We start from the raw sequence: 19,252 nt of genomic DNA on the forward strand, positions 1-19,252 counted from the left end.
CGCGAGGATGAGGACGTGACCAACACCTTCAGCGACGAGGACCGGTTGCCCCGCGTGCCACTGCCCACAGTCCAGGACAGCTGCTCGCTGTTGCTGGAGTGGTGCGCGCCGCTGCTCACCGCCGACGAGCTGGCCACGACAGAAGCCGCGGTGTCCGAGTTCCTGGCACCGGACAGCCCCGCCCACGTGCTGCACGCCGATCTGGAGCGCTACAACGACAGTCCCGGCGTGCTCAGCTGGCTGGACGACTTCTGGCGGACGCGCTACCTGGGCCGCCGGGACCGGATCGCGCTGAACGCGAACTTCTTCTTCCTGTTCAAGGACTCCGACGCCCTCGACCAGGTGGACCGGGCGGCCGGGCTGATCGCGTCGTCGGTGGCGTACAAGGCGCTGGTGGACGCGGGGCAACTGCCGCCGGTGGTGGTGCGCGGCCAAGCCCAGTCGATGCGGCAGCACAGGTACCTGTTCTCGGCCACCCGGATCCCCGGCGCGGACCAGGACACCGTGCGCGCTCCCTACACCGACGAATCGCCGGGTCCGGCGACGGCCCGGCACATCGTCGTGTTCCACCGCGGGCGGATGTTCCAGATGGACGTACTCGACGAGCAGGGCGAGCCGTACGCGACCAGCGAGCTCGCCGACGGTCTGCGCACCGTGCTCACCAGTGGGGAATCCCGCTACAGCCCGGTCGGGCACCTCACGACCAAGGCCAGGGCGGCGTGGGCGGCCAGCCGCCAGGCCCTGATCGCCGAGGACCCGGTGAACGCGGACGCGTTGGACGTGGTCGAGACCGCGCTGTTCTGCCTGTCCCTGGAGGACGACGCGCCCGCGGACAAACTGTCGGCGTGTGATGCGCTGTTGCACGGCGACAGTGCCAACCGGTGGTTCGACAAAGCGGTGTCGTTCGTCGTGTTCGCCGACGGCCGGGCCGGAATCAACGTGGAGCACTGCCTGCTCGACGGCACCACGATTCTCGCGTTCGTCGACCGGGTACTCGGTACACCAACGACTTCCGCCGCGTCGGGCAAGGGAATCCCGAAGGTGGAACCGATCCGGTTCGTCCTCGGGGACGCCCTGCGCGCCGACGTCGACGCCGCCGGGCAGGAGTTCGCCGACTACGCGGCGGCAACCGCGACGACCGAACTGTCCTTCGAGGACATGGGAGCGGACCGGATCAAGCAGCTGGGCATGTCACCGGACAGCCTGGTCCAGGCCGCGTACCAGTTGGCGCACCAGCGCGCCAAGGGACTGATCGGCGCCACGTACGAGTCGATCGCCACGCGGCAGTTCCAGAACGGCCGCACCGAGGCGATGCGGGTCGTGACACCGGAAATGGTGCGGTTCGTGCATGCCATGCAGGACCCCGGCGCGGACGCGGCGACCCGCCGTGCGGCGCTGGCGGAGGCAGGGGCGAAGCACGTGGCCCGCGCCAAACAGTGCCAAGCCGGTCAGGCGCCGGAGCAGCACCTGTGGGAGCTGCAGATGATCCAACGGCGGCGCGGCGCCGAACTGGGCGCCGCCGAGCCGCTGGCGTTGTACGAGTCCCCAGGCTGGCTGATCATGCGGGACGACTACCTGAGCACGAGTTCGGCTCCGTCGCACAACATCCAGTACTTCGGGTTCGGGTCGACCAGCAGCCGCTGCATCGGGGTCGCCTACGTGCTCTTGCCCAGCAGGCTCAACGTGTACCTGAGCACGCCGCAACCGGTCGCCGAGCAGATGTACGAGTTCGCCGACGCCTTGCGTGACTCGCTGCGGGAGCTGATCGACCTGCTGGCCGGGTGATCTGCGCGGATGGGTCAGGCACGGGTGCACTACTCGGTTTCGACCCGGCGGCGGCCGGTTCCGCGCACGGCGTCGCCGGAACGCGCCGCGGTGGTCGAGCGTGTGCTCGCGCTGGGGCCCGGCCGTCTGCGGGTGGGCATCGACGGGCTCACCGCCTCGGGCAAGACGAGTTCGGTCACGAACTCGCCGAGGCGGTGGCCCGCTGCGGGCGTGAAGTGCCGCGCGCGAGCCTGGACGATTTCAAGAAGCCCTGGCGGGACCGCCATCTTCACGACCGGGAGTCCGGCGAGGGCTACTACCGCAACGCGTTCGACTACGACGCGGTGACGCGGCTGCTGCTCGAGCCGTTCCGGCCGGGCGGCTCGGGGGAGTGCGCTGTGCGGCATCGATCCGCTGACGCAGAACGACCATTCGGCGGTCCGCACGGCGTCCGCGCCGGACGCCGTGCTGATCGTCGACGGGGTGTTCGCGTTCCGCCCCGAGATCGACGCGCACTTTGACCACCGCGTCTGGCCGGACGTCACCCCCGAGACGTCCGTGCGGCGCGGGATCGAGCGGGACAAGGACATGCCCGGCGCTGACGCAGGGGCGATCCACCGCGACCGCTGCCTGCCCGCGGAACGCGTCCACCTCAGCGAGGCCGACCCGGTGGGCCGGGCCGGCTTCGTCATCGGCGACTCGGTGTTCGCCCAGCCGAGGATCATCCGGGGATGAGGGCACCGAACCTGGTGCGCCGGCTGACCCGGGGTCCCGGCGGGAGCCGGGTGCCTCGGGCAGAATGAGGCGATGGCGCGAATCGTCGTGGTCCACGGGGTCGGCAAGCAGGTCTCCGGTCCGGAACTGCTGGCCAGCGAGCTGGTCCCGGCGCTGCGCAGCGGGGTGACCTTGGCGGGTGGCCCTGGGCTCACCGGCGAGGAAGTCGCGGTCGCCTTCTACGGCGACCTCTTCCGGCGTCCTGGCACGCGCGCGGGCACCCCTGACTACGGCGCGTCCGACGTCCAGCCGGGGCTCGAAACCGACCTGCTGATCTCCTGGTGGGAGGCAGCCGCGCAGCACGAACGCGCCGTGCCGGGGCCGGGCGACAGCACCAGGGGACGAACGCCACGGGTCATCCAGCGGGCCTTGGATGCCCTGAGCCACTCGCGGTTCTTCGCCGGGCTCGGTGAGCGCGCCATGGTCGCCGCGCTCAAGCAGGTCCGGATCTACCTCACCGAAGACCGGGTTCGCCGAGAGGCACGACAGCGGGTGGCGGACTGCGTGGACGAGGACACCCAGGTGATCGTCGCGCACTCGCTGGGTTCGGTCGTCGCGTACGAGGCGCTGTCGGCCAACCCGGACTGGCCGGTCGGCGCGTTCGTCACGCTCGGCTCGCCGCTGGGCATCCGGAACGTGATCTTCGAGCGCCTGTGCCCACCACCGCGCGACGGCCGGGGGCACTGGCCCGGCGGCGTCACGTCGTGGACGAACATCGCGGACGCCGGAGACGTTGTGGCACTGGTCAAACGGCTGGCCACCCGCTTCGGCGACCGCGTGCACGACGTGCCGGTGCACAACGGCGCCAAGGCCCACGACTGCCGCCCCTACCTGACGGCGAAGGAGACCGGACGGGCCATCCTGGACGGTCTCGGGAGGTGACGTGGCGCAGAAGTTCCTGATCGCCGTCGGCACGAGCGACTACGGCGACCTCAGCCTGCCGTTCACCACGCACGACGTCGACCGGATCGTCCGGCTCTTCACCCGTTTCGGGTACGAACGCGCCCTGCCGGGCCTCGAGCGCGACCCCGGGACCGACGTGCTGCGCAGGGAGTTCGGCCGGTGGCTGCGCGACCGGCACGAGGACGACGTGGTGGTCTTCTACTTCGCCGGGCACGGCGCCAAGGCCGCCGACGACGGACGGCACTACCTGCTCTGCCGGGACAGCGAGTTCGACGCGCTGGCGTCGACCGCGCTGGCCACCGACGACCTCGTGCGGCTGTGGGCGGAGGCGGGGGAGCCGGTCGCCGGCATCCTGTTCGTGTTCGACGTCTGCTACGCGGGAGCCGGGCTGCGCCAGGTGGAGATCCTGGCCAAGGAGATCGCCGCGACCGGCCGCAGGCTGGACGGGCTGTGGGTGCTGGCAGCCGCGCGGGCACGGGACGAAGCGGAGGAAAGCCTGTTCGCCGACGCGTTCGAGCGCGCGATCGACACGGCGAAAGCAGGGCAACGGCCGAGCCACCTCGCGATCGACGACCTGGTCGACGCGGTGAACGCGGACCTCGCGGCCCGTGAGCGGTCGCAGCGCGCGGTCTGCTACCCGCGTTTCACGCTGACGCTGCCCGCGTTCGTGCCCAACCCGAAGTTCTGGCCGGACGCACCGGCCGAAGGCGTCGACCTGGCGACCCAGCGCCGCCTGCGCCGGCTCGACCTGTCACGGCACTTCGAGCCACGCTCGCGCGGGGTCGAGCGCGGCACCGACGCGGGCGACTTCTTCACCGGCCGCACGGCGGTCCTGGCCGAGCTGACCGGCTGGCTGAGCGCCCCGGCAGGTGACGGGCGGGCCAGGGTGGTCACCGGCAGTCCCGGCGCAGGCAAGTCCGCGGTCCTCGGCCGGCTCGTCGTGCGCTCGGGCGATCGGGTGGACCTCGCCGTCCACGCCCGTCAGCTGCGCGTCGACCAGGCGGTGGCCGCCATCGCAGGTGAGCTCGGTGTGGCCGCGGCCGATCCGGGTGATGTGCTGGAGGCACTGCACGCGCGGCCAGCCGAGCAGCCGTTCGTCCTGGTCGTCGATGCCGTCGACGAGGCTGCCGAACCCGGCCCGATCGCGCGTGAGTTGTTGCGTCCCATGGCTTCGCTGCCTGGTGTGCGGCTGGTTGCCGGCGTGCGGCCGGAGTACCTGCCGTCGCTGCGGCCCGCGATCGTCGTGCTCGACCTGGACCGTCCCGAGTACACGGACACGGCCGACATCGCCGACTACGTCACGAAGCTCCTGCTGGCCGATGAGCTGCCAACGCCGTACCGGTCCGACCATGCGCTGGCCATGGCGGTCGCCGCAGGTGTGGCCGAGCGCGCACGGCACAACTTCCTGGTCGCCCGCATGCACGCGCTGCGCCTGGTGTACGCATCGGAGCCGGTCGACGTGCGCGTGCCCGGCTGGCACACCGCACTGCGAAGTGACATCGGCGAGGTGTTCGACGAGTACCTCTCCCGCCTCGGGGAGCACGCCGACCGGGCCCGCCGGTTGCTCACCGCAGTGGCGTACGCCGAAGGTGAGGGCCTGCCGTGGGACGACATCTGGGCTCCGCTGGCCGCCGCGCTGTCCGGGACTCCGTGCGTGGACGAGGACATCGCCTGGTTGCTGGACAACGCGTCGTCCTACGTGGTCGAGACGACCGAGCACGACCGCTCCACCTACCGCCTCTACCACCAGGCGCTGGCCGACCACCTGCGCAGGCGCCTCCCGGCCAAGGAGGCGCAGCGGCGGATCGTGCGTACCCTGCGCGCCGAGGACCCGTTCGATGCTCACCCGTACGTGCGCACACACCTCGCTCGGCACGCGGTAGCCGCGGGAATGCTCGACCAGCTCATCGCGGACCCGGCTTTCGTGCTGGCGGCGGAGAAGTCGGTGTTGCTGCCTGTGCTGTCCGAGGTGACCACTGACCAGGGCAGGCTGATCGCCTCAGTCGTCGAACGGGCCGCGTCCGACCTGCCGGACGCGTCGCAGCTGCAGTTGATCGCCCGCCGTTACGGCGCGAACGAGTTCGCCGACCGGGTCCCCGGGCTCACCTGGCACGTTCCATGGGCTGACGTGGTGCCAAGGAGCGCCCACCGGGTGATCGGCCACGGGAATGTCGCCGCACTGGATATCGTCACCCTGCCTGAGCACGGTGACGTCGCCGTGGTTGCCTTCAGGAATGGCGTGATCGCCCTGATCAGCATCGAGAATGCCCAGGTGATCGAGCAGATCCAGCTTTCGGGAGCGGTCGACCTCGCGGTGGAGAAGCTCGCTGACGGCCGCGATGTCGTGTTCGTCAACGACGGAGGGAGACTCTGGCGCTGGGATGTCACCAGCTTCACCGTCACCGCCACCGAGATCTACGCTCGTTCGTCGATAGCCGTCACCACAGCGACCGACGGCACTGTCGTTGCTGTGGTCGCCAGTGGCTCTGATCTGCAAGTGCACGACGTGGCGACAGCCCGGAAGATCCGCACGCTCCAGCTCGACCGGCGCAAGGTGGGCCATGGCGCCAAGTTCCTGACCGGCGTGGCCGCCGCGACGCAGAACGGCCGGACCATCGTCGTCGCCTGGCACGCGTTTCGGTCTGGGCCGGATGATTGCGGCGTGCTCTCCGCCTGGGACCTCGCCACCGGCACGTGGCGGCAGCTCTCGATGAGAGCCGAGTTCCACCCGGGCCAAGTGGTGATCACCGCGCTGCACGATCCGCCGTGTCTCGCGGTCAGCGACGGAATATCACTGATCGACTGCGCGACCGGCGCCCGTCTCCAGTCAGGTGGAGTGAAGATGCTGGCCACGGGAACGCTCGAGAGCGGGCAGACGGCGATGATCAGCGACTATGGCGTCGTCCGGCTGCTCGACGACCTGCTCGGCTCACCGGCGGAAGCGGTGAAGCCGCGCGTCCAGCAACTCGCGGGACATGACGGAGTGCTGACCAGTGTGGCGTTCAGCAGGCTGGCCGACGGTCGGGACGTGGTGATCAGCGCCGGCACCGATCGCATCATCAGGCGTTGGGACGTCCGCCTCACCGCGGACGCGGCTCACAGTTCGCTGCCTCGGCCACCGCGGGTAACCGCAGTCGCCATCCACGGGACACATGTGGTCAGCGGGGACTCGCGGGGAGAGTTGGTCGTACGCGACCTCGCCGACGGCAGTACGATCGCCGGGCCCGTCCGCCTGCCCGGAGCGGTCGCCCGGTCACTTCAGTTCACTGACCTCGGCGACGGGCGACAGATCGTCGCCGCGTCCGACCACGGGGACCTGATCGTGTGGCGTCCTGACCGCCCGGATGCCGTGACCACGCTGCCCGCAGTGGGGTGTCGCGCGGAGGTGGTTGAACTCCCCGACGTCCGGCGAGTGGTGGTCTCCGTCGATGACTACGGTGACCTGTCCGCACACGACCTGGCCGATGGCACGCCGTTGTTCGATCCGGTCAACACGGGTCACGGGATCGAGCCGGTGATGCGCACGGCTGTGCTGGCGACCAGCGATGTGGTCGTCGTGGTGGCCGATGGCGTGTCACCGCTGCAGGTCCGCAACGTCGGAGACGGGCGGCTGCGCGGCGAAATCGGTCTCCCTGGCTGGGTGTTCTCCGCCGGGTGCGCCACGCTGGATGACGGGCGAGTGGTGGCGGTGATCGTCAGCCCGACCGGATTCTCGCTCGTGGACCTCGATCGTGTCTCACTCGTGGGGACCATCGAGGATGGCGAAGTCCTGAATCACGGCGTGGTCACCACGCTGGCCGACGGCCGGATCCTCTTGGCAGGGCTGGCCGGGTACCCGGCAGACGCCTTGAAGGTGTGGGACTTCCGCACGATGGCGCTCCAGCACACGATCAACCTCCCGGTGCGGGCGAATGACATGGCGATGTCCGTCGACGGCACGATCGTCCTGGCAACCGAGAACGGTCTGCTGACCATCGCGGTGTGACAGCCGGCCCGGCACCATGTGTCAGATTCCGAACACCGATCTTGTCAGCTTGCTGACAGAACGCTCGGCCCACGCGGCGAATCATCGACTCGGAGCGCGGAACGGCGTCTGAGGAACTCCGGAAATCGCGCGACCACACGATGACTGTGAGGTGACCGCGATGTCCGCCACACCGGGACGTGCTGAGCCGACGGTATACGGCTCGGACGCGAACGTCCCGCTCAGGGACGTGGTGAGCGCGTTCGCCGCCGTGCCGGGCGACGGGCGGCTGTGCGGGCCGGGTGTGCGTTCGGTGGACTCCGACCCGGTCGGGCATTTCCAGGGAATGGGTGTCTACCGCGACCGGTGGGTCATCCTGACGCACAGCACCGCGCTGTACTCGGCTGGGTGGTTCGCGGTGTGGGACATGCGAACCGGGAAGGCCACCTCGTACCCGATCTCCACGCCGGGGCACATGCGGCACCCGGGCGGTCTGCAGGTCATCGGCGACTACCTGGTGGCCGGGATCGAACCGACGGCTCAGCTGTCGTTGCCCGCGCTGGTGCGGATCTACGACCTGCGTGACATCGAACGGGCCGGACCTCGGCTGGTTCCGCAGCCGCAGATCGAGGTCGCTGGTCGAAGCGCGGCCGCGGTCGGCATCACCAAGGTGGGCGGGCGGCACATGCTGGCCGTCTACGGCAGTGACCCGTGTGGGGAGATCTACTTCTACTGGTCGAACGGGCGCCCGCTCGGCGATCCGGAGCTGACGTTCCGCACCGGCGACCCCGTGCTGCACTTCAGAGCCGATGTGCACGGCCACAGGACTGGCTACGACAACCTCGCACTGCTGACCAGCGCGGCCGGCGAGTTGTTCCTTCTCGGTCTGCGCGGCGACAAGGCGGGGTCGTTGGCTGTCAAGGACACCGCTGATCTGTGGCGGATCGACCCGTCCGGCGGCAAAGCCGAGCTGGCCGTGACGTCCGGCCACCGCACCAGCGGGTAAGGCGGTCCGCTGCGGCCGCATTTCCGTTTCGGCACGGGCGCCGTTGCCACGAGCGACACCCGTCTCCAGCTTTTCTGCAGCGCCCGCAACACGTTCTTCGGCATCGCACTGAACCAGTTCGGCGGTGGTTCGCCGTGGCCGGGCTGACAACCGCGGCGCCACGTCAACGACATCCACAATGGAGGTAGAGCGACCATGTCCGAGATCCAGGAAGTCCGCCCGGTCGAGCACGCCGACCTCGGCGGCGAACCCACCCTGTTGGTCGGCACCACCAGTACGTTCAAATGGGTGTGGAGCGACAGCGAGTCGGGTTCCAGGCGAGACGTGACGATCTGGCGGCCACAACCGACGGACGGCTATCAGCTGGTCGGCGACTACGCGCAGGGAAACTACAACAAACACCCCAACGCCACCGCCATCACCGTGAAGTCGGTGAACGACGGGAACTCCCCGCACCCCATCCTGATGGCGCCGCAGCGATACGTGCAGATCTGGAAGGACAAAGGTTCTCGCGGCAAACACAACGGCGCGATCTGGTTCCCCGAACCGCCGGACGGCTACGTGTCGCTGGGTTACGTCGCGACGAAGGGCTTCAGCGCGCCGAAGAACCTGAACTACGCGTGCATCCGCCGCGACTGGGCGCGTGAGGCCGGTGTCGGTCCCAGCGTCTGGAGCGATGCCAAGTCCGGCGCGGACGAGGCTGTCACCGCGTACCCCATCATCGGTGTGTCCGCCGCTTTCGTCGCGCAGGGCAACTACGACAAGTGGGTGGGTACCGCGTGGCAGCTCAACCTGCAAAGCGCCCATGAGCCGGAGCTGGGATGAGTACGTTGGTGGCCCCGGATTCCGGTGCCGGCGAGGTGTCCCCGGCGCAGCTCACGCCGGGGGCCTTCGCTGTCGGCGCGGACGGAGCGGCAACCTACCGGCTGGCTGTCCACGTACCACCGGGAATCCTGGGTGTACAGCCTGAGCTGGCGTTGACCTACCGCCACAACAGCGGCAACGGTGACCTCGGCGTCGGGTGGCGGCTGGACGGACTGTCAGCGGTCACCCGGGTCCCGGCAACCTACGCCGTGGACGGCTTCAACGGCAGCGTGTCCTACGGGGCGAAGGACCGGTTCGCCCTCGACGGCCAGCGACTGGTCAATGTCGACGGTGGTCACGGCCAGGACGGCACCGTCTACAACACCGAAGTGCAGAGCTATCGGCGGGTGCGTGCCGGTGCCACCGAAATGGACGGCTTCACTGTCACGGCGAAGGACGGCGCTCGTGCCTGGTACGGCACGACAGCGGACAGCCGGGTCCTCGCCGGCGACCAGCACGTGCGCGTGTGGGCGTTGAGCGCGACCGAGGACCTGCACGGAAACCGGGTCGACTACACGTACATGACCAAAGCCGAGGACGGCGCGCACTACCTCAAGCGGATCAGTTACACCGCCAACCCCGCCGCCGGTGTGGTGGCCAACAGGTTCGTCGAGTTCGGATACGAGACTCGACCGGACGACATCGTCACAGCGGTCGGTGGCTACCTCGTACGCACCAAGTTCCGGCTCGCGACAGTCCAGGTCCTCCTGGGCGAGCAGGTCGTCCGGACGTACGAGATCGGTTACGGCACGAGCACCGCGACCCAGCGCAGTGTGATCACGTCGATCACCGAGTCCGGGAGCGCTGCCGACGGTTCGCCGACGTTGCCCCCGACATCGTTCACGTGGCAGGACGCCGGTGGACCGAGCTTCGACATCGGTGTGTCGTGCTCGTTGCGGCAGGTGCCGTCCACGCCGATGGACGTGCGGACCATGGACGTGACCGGTCGCGGCCGCACGGATCTCGTGCAGTTCTGGGTGGACGGCGCGGACAAGACGTTGCGTGCCAACGTCTACCTGGCCAAGGGCGAGGGCGACGGCGTGACGTTCGAGTACGCCGGGACGAGTGTCCTGGGTACTTTCCCGGCCAAGTACGAGATCCTGCCCGCCGACGTGGACGGCAACGGCCGGACCGACCTGGTGGTCGCGTACGCCAGCGGACCGTCCTCCGCGTTGAAGCTGGCCGTGTTCCGGTCGAACGGCACCGGGTTCACGGCCGACGTGAGCCCGGTCGGCACCGGCGACACGTGGGACGGCAGACACCTGCGGTTCTTCGCCATGGACGTCAACGGCGACGGCCGGACCGACATCGTGCAGGCGTTCGGCAGCCACGATGAGGAACAAGGCGAGGTGCTCGGCTTCCGCGCGTACCTGTCCGAGTACACCGCGACCGGTGGCACGTTCGCCGCGGCGATCACGTGCCGGACCGGTGACCCGGCCACACCCCACGGGCTGCTGGGTTTCTGGCCGGTGGACGTCACCGGTGACGGGATGATGGACCTGGTGCGCGTCTGGCGGTCGGCGGACAACCGGATCACCGTGGCGACGTACCTCGCGGTCAGCACCTCGCTCAACAGCCTGACCTTCGAGGTACGGCACAGCGACCTCGGTCACTTCGCGATCACCGACCAGATCGCGTTGTTCCCCGTGGACGTCGACGGGGACGGTATCCAGGACCTGGTGCAGATCTGGGAGGAAGCCGGCTCGGGCACGACGACGCTGCACCTGACCAGTTTCCGCTCCACCGGCACGGGCCTGTTCGTCAAGGGCGAGGACTCGGCGTTCACCGACGAGCGCCTGAGAGCGGGCAACGTGTTCGCCATGGACATCGACGGCGCCGGGGCCACGGCGATCGTCGGCAGGTGGGACACGCCGGACCGGATCATGTTCACCGCGTTCCGGGCGTCGCCGTCCGGCGTGTTCCGCAAGCTGCCGTCGTTCCCGGGGCAGCAGGCGGGCGCGGGCGCGCGGCGGTCGTACTTCCTGCCCGCCGACGTCGACGCCAACGGCCGCGCCGACCTGATCCGGCTGACTCCCGGGCCGGACAACCAGATGCGTGCGACACCGTATGTCTCGGCCGGGCCGCACCTCGACGTGATCAGGACGATCACCAACCCGCTCGGTGCGCGCGTGACGGTCGACTACGCACCTTTGTCGGACCCAGCCGTCCACCCCTCCACCGCGGCACCGGCCTTCCCAGCGGTGTCCGCCTTGCGCTACGCGGCCCGCACGACGCCGACCGTGCAACCGGCCAGGTCGTTGCTCGGCAGTGCGATCCACGTGGTATCAGGCTGGACGGAGAACGCCGACACCTCCCGGAACCGCTTCGCCTACACCGTCACACGATCGGCGACCTACTACGACGCGAAGGTGGACCTGACCGGACGCGGGTGGCTGGGGTTCAACGCGGTCACGATGCTGGAACCGAGCCCCGGCCGGCGCACCACCACCAAGTACCGCCAGGATTTCCCCTACGTGGGTGCGCCGTCACACGTGCTGGTCGAGGCCGTCCCCGGCGACGATCCCCGCGTGCCCGTGGGAAGTCCACCTCTGCTGATGTCGTCGGTCAGCAACACCTACAACGGTCGCACGGCAGGTTCTGTCGCCTCGATCTGGCTGTCGGAGACACGGGAGTCGCGATTCGACTACGGCGCCGACCACTTCGACCACGCGTCGGGCAGCAAGTTCGGCTACGACGACTACGGCAACCAGATCCTGGCCACTGACCTCGGCTACGTGGACAGGAACACCGGCGATCCGTTGGTGCCCGGCGACGTCGTGCACCACCACAGGTTGTTCCGCAACGTCGAGACCGACTGGCAGCTCGGGCATCTGTTGTACGAGAAGGCGACCCGGAACGCCGTGGATCCGGACATCAGAACGTTCCAGCAGGGCGACTACTCACTGCGCGGCCACGAACTGGCGGCGAGGACGTGCGATGTGGCCGCCGTGTCCGACTGGGACGACACCACCGGAACGTTCCACCGGACAACCTACACGTACGACCTCTGCGGCAACCGTGTGTCGGAGACACCACCGGGCGGTTCGGCGATCACGCACGAATACGACCCGACGTACCACACCTACCGGATGCGGACCACGAGTCCGACCGGTCAGATCGGCGGTTCACTCGTCGAGTGTTCCGGCCACGACCCGCGCTTCGGCAGCGAGGTCGCGCACATCGACGCCGGCGGCCGGATCTGGACCTCGGCACACGACGCCTTCGGCAGGCCGTCACTGCGCCAGAGCCCGGCACCGGCGGGTGTCACCACGGACCCGAACGCGGTTCCCGCGTGTGTCACCGGATCCGAGGATCTGCGCGCACGATTTCGTGCCGCGACCGTGGTCACGGTGGAGAAGACCTGCCGCACCGCCGACACGGCTGGCAATGTCGTCGTGGAAACCTCTGCCTTGCAGGAGTTCCCCACCGGGACGGCCCGGTCGACGCTGTTCGTGAAGACCTTTGTGGACGGACGCGGACGGGTTCGTGAGACTGTGCGCGAGAGCGGCCGATCCGCCGGGAACATCTTCGAGTTCGTCACCTATGACGCGGAGGACCACGCGGTGTGGCGAAGTCTGCCATCGTTCGCCGCGCGGAGGTCCGCAACGCCCCAGATCGGTGTCAGCGTGGCGTTCGACGTCCTCGGCAGGCCGATATCGGAGGTCGTGCCGACCGGCCCGGCCGGTACGGGCACCAGGAAGAAGACCTGGTTCTACGGCCCGGATCGCGTGGTGACCGAGACAGCGGCGGCAGGCACATCGGTAGTCCTCGTCCGCCAACTGACCCACTACCGGTACAACGGCCACGACCGGGTGCGCACAGTTGTGGCCGACCCTGACAGGGACCGCGCCACGACGACGTTCGAGTACGACCCCCTCGGCCGGCTGGTGCGCTCGACAGACCCGCCGACGGCGACCAATCCCAACGGAGTCAGCACGACGGTCACCTACGACTCGCTCGGCAGGCGGACCACTTTGGACTGCCCTGACATGAACCCGAACGGTCAGCACGGAACCGTCGCGGCCCGGTACGCGTACGACCCGCAGACGAGCCTGTTGTCCCAGGTGACCGACGCTGCGGGTGGCGTGACCCACTATGGCTACGACCAGGCACGGCGTCTGGTGACGAAACAGATGTCCGACGGGCGCGTGGTCTCGTACGCCTACGACGTGCTCGGCAGCGGACCCGGCCGTATCGGTCGTATCGCGGTGCGCGGAGCCGACCAGGTGGCGCAGTGCACGTACGAGTACGGCTACGACGTGTGGGGCGACGTCAACCGGACCGCGCTCACGGTCGTAGGGGAGTCGTCCACGTTCGTCACCACGGTCGCCCGTGATCCACAACGGCGTGTCGTGTCACGGACGTTGCCCGACGAAAGTACCGAGTCGTCGCGGTACTCCTTCGGCCGACTGGTCACCCGGACGCTCGGCCCGGCGCGGATGGACCAGCCGCTGAACGACCACGATCCGTGGGGCAGGCCGACGAAACGGACCTACGGCACGGGAACACACCAACTCGGCATCGCCTACACCTGCGGCCCGACTGGGCAGCTGTACAGGGAGCAGGCCACCGGACCGAGCGGGACCGTGCTCGACCTTGGCTACAAGTACGACCAACTCGATCGGCTCACCGCTGTTGACGACGCGTGCCTCCCAGCGGAGTCGTTGGTGTTCGGTTACCGCGGTCAGCGCCTTGTCGAAGCCCGGCGGGGCACCGCGACGACGTGGCGCTACGAGTACGACGCGTCCGGCAACGTGCGCGGCCGGGACGGGTACAGCTACGGCTACAAGGCGCATTTCCTGCGGAGCGGCATGGCCGACGGCGGTTTGGTCTACGCCGCGACTCAGGACGCCTGTGGTCGTACGGCGAGCCGCACCGCGGCGGGGGAACTGCTGCAGTTCTCCTACGACGGGTTGGGCGCTCTCAAGGAGGTCCGTGACTCCGCTGGCGCGGCTGTGCTGGCCGTGCTGACCGACCATGAGGGCCGGGTGGTCCGCAGAACGACCCGTGACAACACGGTGACCGTGTACGTCGACGACGACTATCGGATCACCCGTACTCCAAGCGGTCAGGAGACTGTCGACCGTTACATGGCGGACGGTTCCGGCATGGCGGCCCGCGTCAGCGGACCCGTGGGCCAGGTTCGAGTGGCCTACTTCCGGCGGGACACGAAGGGCAGCGTCACCCACGTGTTCGACGCACAGGCGAACCTGGTGAGCCAGGTGGCCTACGACCCGTTCGGCTGCCACCGGCAGGTTGTGGGCGCAACCAGCCCACAGCGTCTGTACGAGGACCGCGACTGGCTTGACGACGTTGGCCTGTATGACTTCGGCGGACGGTACTACGACCCGGTCCGTGGCCGGTTGCTGACGCCCGACCAGGGCCTCGGTGCCCGTGACCCGTACCGGCTCGATGTGCTCAACCGATTCGCGTTCGAGCTGAACGATCCGGTGAACCTGATCGACCCCACGGGGCAGTCGGTCGCGAACGTGCTGTTCGGCGGGCTGCTGTCGACAGTGCTGGTCGGAGTCGGCATCGGTGTCCTGATCGCCAGCGGCGGGACGGCGGGTCCGTTCGTGGCCGCCGCGATCGGCGCGGGCGTGAACGCGTTCTTCTACACGGCCTACCACCAGGACACTCCGGCGGGTCGGTTCTGGTTGGGTCTCGGGCTGAACGTCCTTGCCAGCGTCGCGTTCGGCGCCGTGGGCGGCAGGCTCGGGGGAGCGTTGTCCGAAGGCATCACCGCGGCGGCCTCACGACCGATGGCGGCGGCCTTCAGCACATCGGTACGGCTGCGGGTGTTGGCGAAATCGGCGCGCGTCGCGTTGAACGTGGGCGGCCACGCGGCGGCCAACGCCGGGCTCGGTGCGGGCTTCGCCGCGGCTTCCCAGGTGGTGTACAACACCGTCGACCGTGTGGTGGTCGGACGAGATGTGGGCTACTTCGACAACGTCGGCTACGCGGCCGGGATCGGTGCGGCGTCGGGTGCGTTGGCAGGGGCCCTGGTCGGGGTGAAGTCCTCGTTCGCCCGCCCCCGCACGGGCGAACGGACGCCACTGCTCCCGAACCAGCAGCAGAACACCGGATGGGCCCGAGCGTTGAACATGATACCGGGCTCAGCCGAGACAGCGTCGATCCTGGGACAAGCGGTGTTCAAGCACTACGACACGTAGGCGCCTGAGCCCAGTTCGTCCATGGCGCGCCGGACGTCGACGGCCTTCGCGTGCGCGCCGAGTTCCGTGTAACCGGTGAAGGCCCGGTGCAGACACTGTAGAGCCTGGGTTCCTGCACCGGCCGCGGCCAAGGCCCGGCCGGCGAGCTCCCAGGCGAACGCCGCGTGCTGCCGGTAGCCCGCGCGGCTGGCCGACCCGGCGGCGTCGTACCAGAGCGACTGCGCCGTGGCGAGGTGGCCGTTCACGGCGGCGAGCTGGCCTTCGACCAGCATCGCCTTGTGGCCGAGGAGATCCGGCGCGTCACAGGCCCAGGCGCGGAGCCGGTCGAGCAGCGCACGGGCTTTCGCCTCGTCGCCGTCGCGGCCACGGCTGAGGAGGCCGAGTGCGAACCACATCGTGAACTCGGCTTCCTCGGCCTGGCCGGCGAACGACGGCAACAGCGGCTCGGCGCGCCGAGCGAACTCCACGGCCTCGTCGAAGCGCCTGTAGTAGAGGTGCAGCCGCGCCTTGGCCGACCAGTAGTAGCCGATCTCGTTGGCCAGGTCGGTTTTGGTGATCGCCGCGATGTCCCGTTCCTCGTCGACGTCCACACCGGACGCGGACTGCCCCGGCAGGTCGGACAGCGACCACGGCCGCGTGGTCCGGCCGGCCAGTGCCTGGGCGACTTGGATCTCCAGCTTGCAGTGGAAGGCCGCGGCGGTCACCCGGCCGTCGATCAACGCGGCGGCCCGCCGCCCCGCCGCGAGAACAGCGCGCATCGACCCGCCCGCCCGGGCGAGCAACACGACGTAGCTGGCCGAGTTGAAACAGCCGAACATGATGTCGCCGTGCTCGAACCCGGCCCTGGCGTCCCGGATGATCGACCGCAGGTTCTCGATGACCGGGCGCATCCAGTGCTGGACGAACCAGCTGTGCACGAAGCCCGCGTAGGTGACCAACGGTGAACCGGTGCGGACCGCCATCCGCTTGGCCAATGTGGACAGCGCGAACACCTCCGCCCGCCGCATGGCCTCGCCGTGGTCGAGCATCGCGTAGATCGCGATCACACCCGGGGTGTACTCGTCGGCCCCGTACCGCAGGGTGAGCACCATGGACCGTAAGCCGATCAGGGTGAACAGGCCGGCGTGCAAGGTCATGTGCACCGCGGGTTCGATGGCCAGCAGCAAGCCGATCGCGGTGGTCATCCGCTTGTTGCCGGACGGGGGCAGCCGCTCCAGACGCGTCGCGAGATCGTTGCCGGCCAACGCGTGGATGGCGGCCCGGGCAGCGTGGATGCCTGCGGCCAGTCCGTCCGGATCCCGCCGCAGTACGACGCCCAGCAGTCGGGCCGCGCGCAGTCCCAGGTCGACGGCCTCCTTGCCCATTCCCTCGTTCACGGCCGTGATGGACGCCAGCCGCAGATGGCTGCTGGCCCGGTCGCGGTGACGGGCGCGTTCCCAGTGGTGGCCGAGCAACGCGTGATCGGCGACCGAGCGGGTCTCCAGCCACCCGGCGATCCGGCGGTGCAAGTCTCGGCGCTGGAGCGTGAGCATCCGGTGATACGCGACGTTCCGCGTGAGCGCGTGCCGGAACACGAACCGTCCCTGCCCGGCCGCCACGATCAACTCGCGGTCGACCAATGTGCCCAGTGCCGTCTCCAGGTCGGTGCGCACCGGGTGCACGGCGGCGAGCGCGTCACGTTCGAACGTCTGGCCGAGCGCGCTCGCGACTTTGAGAGTCAGGTCCGCGTCCGGGCTCAGCCCGTTCATCCGGCTGCCGAGTACGCCCTCGATCGTGTGCGGCACAGGACTGTCGGCAAGAGCCTCGGGCTGGACGCGCACGCGCGTATCCCGGTCCACGACGAGGACACCGGCTTCCCGCAGCGCGATCAGCAGTTCCTCGACCAGCAGCGGGTTGCCGCCGGACCGCTCGGCGATGGACGAGATCAGCGCCGCGGGAACGTCGGCCGCCCCGAGCCGGCCACGGACCAGCGCCACGAGGTCCGGACGCGGGAGAGGCCCGAGCTTGACCGTGTCGGTGCGGTCCACCGCCCGCAGTGCGGCGAGTTCAGGCGACTCCTGGTCGACAGACCGGCTGGCGACCACCAGGAGCAGCGGCACGCGCGTACGTGACACCGCCAGCGCCAGCGCCCATGAGGCGGAGTCGAGCCAATGGCCGTCGTCCAAGGCCACCGCGAGTGGCTTGCGGGCCGCCGCCGCACACACCACGTCGACCAGGAGTTGTCGCAGCGCCTCGGTGCGTTGCTCACCGCGTAACGCCGCGGTTCGCGCGGTTTCCGGGCGGTCGGCGCCGAGTACGCCGTTGAGCAGCGGGGCCAGGTCAGGCGCGACGGTGGTGTCGGCGAGGGCGGTGATGATCGGCCGCCACGCCCGGTAGGGCACGCTGCGCTCCAGGTGATCCGCGCAGCCGACGAGCGGCACCGCACCGGCGGCCGACGCGATCGAGGGCAGTTCGGCCAGCAGGCGTGACTTGCCGATGCCCGGTTCGCCTTCGACGAGCACCACCCGGGCCGTCCCCGTGAGCGACTCGCCCAGTGCGCCGGCCAGCGCACGGCAGGCGTGTTCACGACCCACGATCCGGTGCCCAGGGGTGGGACGGCGGCTCGTGACCGGCTGACGGCGGCCGGGTTCGTACGCCATCAGCACGTCTCGCTTGCCTTTGACCCGGAAGTGGTGCCACGCCCCGAAGTGGTGACGGTGGCGCGCGGCCCGTTCGGTCGCGGCGTCGCAAAGCAGCACGGCGTTGTTGGCGATGCCGTGCTGCATCATCCTGGCCGCTGTGTTCATCACGTCGCCGATGACCGTGTAGGTGGCTCTGCGCTTGTTGCCGATCGGTCCGCAGAACGCCCGGCCGGTGGCGATCCCGATGCACGGCCTGCTCGCGGGCCCGGTGACGGCCTCGGCGAGCGAACGTGCGGCGGCGACGGCCCGGGCGGCGTCGTCGCCATGCGCGAATGGCGGCAGCCCGGCCACGGCGACCAGGCAGGTCCCGTGGTCGTCGACGCTGATGTCCAGCAGGTCGATGTCCCAACGCCCCAGGTGTTCCTGACTGAGCCGGACCACCTCGTGTGCTCGTGCGGCGTCGGTCACCGTGTCGAAACCGGGGATGTGCGCGAAGATCGCGGTGACCGTGCGCAGTTCGGCCATCCACCACCGCTGCCCGTGCTCGACTCGTGCCAGGACGGCGGACGGCAGATAGTCGCGCAGGACGTCGACGGTCACCACCGGCTGGTCGGGCTCCGTGATCGAAAGCCCCGACGGCGAAGGCCTCGCGGTGGAGGCGTCCACCACCACCGCGCCTGCCTCGGCCAGCCGGCTCGCGGCTGAGGCACCGAGCAGCGCGGCGCCGTTCAGCACGCAGTGCCGCCGCCCGCGTGCCCCGCCCAGTTCCGTGGCGCACAGCTCACCGGCTGCGACGCCGAACCGGGCAGTCAGCGGAATCCGCCCGGTCCGCGGACTCGCGGCCAACTCGGTGGCACACGCCAGCGCCCGCTCGGTGCCGTGCTCGAACACCCACAGGGCGGTCAGGGCGTCCCCGGCGAAGCTCACCACCTCGCCGCCGTACCGGCCGACGACGTCGATGAGCCGCGCGAAGTACTGGTTCAACGCGCGGCTGAGCACGTCCACACCGTCGGGCCCGCGTTCGGCGAGCCGTTCGCACGTCGCGGTGAACCCCGAGATGTCAGCCACCATGACGGCACCGCGCATCCGGCGCAGCGCGGGTAACTCGGGCACACCGCGCCGTGCCAGATCTCGAAGGACGTACGGGGCCAGGTAGCTGCTCAGGATCCCGGCGTCCCGCATC

9 protein-coding genes are annotated in these 19,252 nt (G+C 69.5%); 7 read left to right on the forward strand and 2 right to left on the reverse strand.

What is annotated here, in order from left to right:
- The first annotated feature begins 15 nt into the window (after positions 1–15).
- Positions 16–1,785, forward strand: a complete 1,770-nt coding sequence (locus AOZ06_RS24815) for a choline/carnitine O-acyltransferase (protein WP_054296892.1) — start codon at positions 16–18, stop codon at positions 1,783–1,785.
- 29 nt (positions 1,786–1,814) lie between these two features.
- On the opposite strand, the gene AOZ06_RS60195 is transcribed toward AOZ06_RS24815, so the two are convergent.
- The gene (locus AOZ06_RS60195; protein WP_225954736.1) at positions 1,815–2,210 is read right to left on the reverse strand and encodes a hypothetical protein; all 396 of its coding nucleotides are present in this window, start codon (positions 2,208–2,210) and stop codon (positions 1,815–1,817) included.
- A 19-nt stretch (positions 2,211–2,229) separates the two neighbouring features.
- Between AOZ06_RS60195 and AOZ06_RS60200 the strand changes: the two genes are divergently transcribed.
- The 6 genes from AOZ06_RS60200 (at position 2,230) to AOZ06_RS24845 (ending at position 15,448) form a co-directional block, all read left to right on the forward strand.
- On the forward strand, positions 2,230–2,499 hold the full coding sequence (locus AOZ06_RS60200; RefSeq protein WP_225954735.1) for a nucleoside/nucleotide kinase family protein: 270 nt from the start codon (positions 2,230–2,232) through the stop codon (positions 2,497–2,499).
- Positions 2,500–2,571: 72 nt separating this feature from the next.
- Positions 2,572–3,420 (forward strand): hypothetical protein, encoded by an 849-nt coding sequence (locus tag AOZ06_RS24825; protein WP_157233221.1) that lies wholly within the window; start codon positions 2,572–2,574, stop codon positions 3,418–3,420.
- A gap of 1 nt (position 3,421) precedes the next feature.
- Positions 3,422–7,426, forward strand: a complete 4,005-nt coding sequence (locus AOZ06_RS24830; RefSeq protein ID WP_054291601.1) for a caspase family protein — start codon at positions 3,422–3,424, stop codon at positions 7,424–7,426.
- A 160-nt stretch (positions 7,427–7,586) separates the two neighbouring features.
- A complete protein-coding gene (locus AOZ06_RS24835; RefSeq protein WP_157233222.1) occupies positions 7,587–8,411 on the forward strand; it encodes a hypothetical protein in 825 nt (274 codons plus the stop codon).
- A 195-nt stretch (positions 8,412–8,606) separates the two neighbouring features.
- Positions 8,607–9,236 (forward strand): Vps62-related protein, encoded by a 630-nt coding sequence (locus tag AOZ06_RS24840; protein WP_054291603.1) that lies wholly within the window; start codon positions 8,607–8,609, stop codon positions 9,234–9,236.
- Positions 9,233–15,448 carry an FG-GAP-like repeat-containing protein gene (locus AOZ06_RS24845; protein ID WP_054291604.1) on the forward strand — a complete coding sequence of 2,072 codons (6,216 nt, stop codon included), beginning with the start codon at positions 9,233–9,235 and terminating at the stop codon, positions 15,446–15,448. Before AOZ06_RS24840 ends, AOZ06_RS24845 begins: the two co-directional genes overlap by 4 nt.
- Here the strand turns inward: AOZ06_RS24845 and AOZ06_RS24850 are convergent.
- Positions 15,436–19,251, reverse strand: a complete 3,816-nt coding sequence (locus tag AOZ06_RS24850) for an AAA family ATPase (RefSeq protein ID WP_054291605.1) — start codon at positions 19,249–19,251, stop codon at positions 15,436–15,438. The genes AOZ06_RS24845 and AOZ06_RS24850 overlap by 13 nt on opposite strands.
- Between the last annotated feature and the right edge of the window lies 1 nt (position 19,252).

Origin of the sequence: Kibdelosporangium phytohabitans, from assembly GCF_001302585.1 — a bacterium.
Taxonomy (GTDB): Bacteria; Actinomycetota; Actinomycetes; order Mycobacteriales; family Pseudonocardiaceae; genus Kibdelosporangium; species Kibdelosporangium phytohabitans.